At 72.1% G+C, this 1540-nt stretch carries 2 protein-coding genes; both read left to right on the top strand.

Annotation, left to right across the window (positions count from 1 at the left end; translation table 11 throughout):
* Nucleotides 1-728, top strand: a 728-nt coding sequence (locus tag ACO41U_RS07010; RefSeq protein ID WP_485942682.1) for a PucR family transcriptional regulator, incomplete at its 5' end; no start/stop codon positions are given.
* A gap of 40 nt (nt 729-768) precedes the next feature.
* Nucleotides 769-1540: NAD(P)H-hydrate dehydratase (locus ACO41U_RS07005; protein ID WP_485942680.1), on the top strand; the 772-nt coding region annotated here is incomplete at its 3' end.

Genomic DNA, 1540 nt, shown 5'->3' with positions numbered 1-1540 from the left:
TGGGCTTCGACCTGGGAGGCTGCCGCATCGCCGTCGTGTTGAACGTCCGGAGCCCGGAGGATCACCCTTCCGCCGGAGGGGAGAACGCCTTTCGGGAGATGGTGCTGAACCGCATCGTCAACTTCTTCGGCAGCCCGGAGCACCTCATCTCCCCGTTGAGCAGCCAGCAGATCGTGGCCTTCCTCAGCCTCTCCTGCGGGCGGGGGATGGAGGAGACAGCCCTTCGCCTCTGCGAGGAACTCGTGGCACAGCTCCGGGAGGCCGGGGTCGAGGCGGAGGCGGGCATCGGCCGCGGGGCGGAGGGTCTGCCGCGCCTGGCGGAGTCCGCCCACCTGGCGCGGGAGGCCCTCTCCACGGGGCGCGCGCTGGGGCTGACGGTCTGCGCGGCGCGGGCCCTGAGCGCGGAGATGCTGCTGTCTTACCTCCCGGCGTGGCGCAAGCGCCAGCACATCGAACACGTGCTGGGGGACGGCATGGACGCGACGCTGACGGAAACCTTCCTGGCCTGGTGCCGCAACCCCTTCTCCGCCAACGGCGTGGCACGGGAGCTGTCCATCCATCGCAACACGCTGCAGTACCGTCTGAAGAAGATCCGGGAGGTCCTGGGGCTGGACCCCTGGAACTTTCACGACGGCTTTGCCGTCTGGTCGGCCTTGATCCTTCGGAAGTTCAGCCGTTCCTTCAGGGCGGAGGGGCAGGGCGCGTCCCGAAACCCTGAGGCGGTATAATAATCGGCAGAAGCATCTTTAAGGAAGGGGAGTGAATGCCATGATTCAGAACGTGACGCGGGACGAGGTCGTCGCCCTGCTGCCCCGCAGGCGAACGGACATGCACAAGGGGGAGCGCGGCCGCCTGCTGGCGGCGGGAGGCTCGGCCCAGTACCCCGGCGCGCCGTCGCTCTCCGTGCAGGGAGCGCTGCGGTGCGGCTGCGGCCTGGTGTCGCTGCTCTCCCTGCCCTCCGTCTGCGCCGCCTGCGTTGCGCGCCTGCCCGAGGCCGTGTGTCGGCCCCTGGAGGACCCGGACGAGTGGCTTGACGTGGCCCTGTCGGAGGCCTCGTCCTTCGGAGCGGCCCTCCTGGGGCCGGGGCTGGGACGGACGGAGGCCGCGATGCGCTTTGTGGCGGGGATGTGGGGCCGCTGGCCCGGTCCGCTCTTGGTGGACGGGGACGGCCTCTACGCGCTGGCCCTTCAGGGCGCGAGCTGTCGCCTGCGGGAGGACGTGGTGCTGACGCCCCACGAGGGCGAGGCCGCGCGTCTGTTGGGGACGACGCCCGACGCGGTGCGGGGGGATCGGGAGGGCGCGGCGCGGCGCCTGGCGGAGCGCTGGGGCTGCGTCCTCCTGAAGGGGCACGGCAGCCTGCTGGCCTGCCGGGGGCGATCGACGGTGCAGCGGCTGACCTGGGGCGGCCCAGAGCTGGCCGTTCCGGGGTCGGGGGACGTGCTGTCGGGGGCCATCGGGGCCTTCCTGGCCGGCGGGATGGCCCCGCGGGACGCGGCGCTCCTGGGCGGCGCGGTGCACGGCATGGCGGGGGAGTGGCTGG

It is taken from the genome of Fretibacterium sp. (assembly GCF_057312375.1).
This window is presented reverse-complemented; position numbering and strand designations above follow the sequence as displayed.